This window comes from Priestia sp. P5_B4 (assembly GCF_056400385.1).
The window spans coordinates 1-539 of record NZ_JBFULJ010001514.1 but is presented as its reverse complement, the minus strand read 5'-3'; the positions used below and the strand labels follow the sequence as shown (position 1 = coordinate 539).

Sequence of the window (539 nt, the reverse complement as noted above, 5' to 3'; positions counted from 1 at the left end):
CGTTCCCAACCGTATGCTTCGTCTTCAACTTTAGTTTCTCCAAACTGACTTGTGCGATTCAAGATTTTTTTGCCGCCTGATTTTTTATAAAACTGAACGGCTTTCTTATTTTTCTTCATAGCCCAAATAATCATAGACGTATATTGCTGATCAGCAAATTCTTTTACTGAATGAGAAAATAGAAGATGACCAATTCCTTGGTTTTGCACTTCCTTGCAAACGTATAGCGCGTATATTTCAGCACGGGACAAATGAGGCTTACCTGCTGAAAAGCCGACAATCTTTCCTCGTTCATCGATAGCGAGCAAAATAAAATGAGAAGGCTCGGTAAGAAAAAGGGACCATTTTTCTGTACTTTGTTTATAAGATAAGCTTTTTAAATAAGCATCAGGTACTAATCCTTTGTATGTAATGCGCCAGCTGTCAACGTACAGACGGGCAACAGAAGGGATGTGAGAGGAAGTAGCTTTAATAATTTTCATTAAAAAATCTCCTTTTTTAAAATATTAAGGCATATAGTATACCTTTCAGCCTAAGAA

At 36.7% G+C, this 539-nt stretch carries 1 protein-coding gene; it reads right to left on the bottom strand.

Annotated elements, in window-relative coordinates; genetic code table 11:
* Window positions 1-482: N-acetyltransferase family protein (locus AC1DRF_RS31910; protein ID WP_477742815.1), on the bottom strand; the 482-nt coding region annotated here is incomplete at its 3' end.
* Window positions 483-539: the final 57 nt, after the last annotated feature.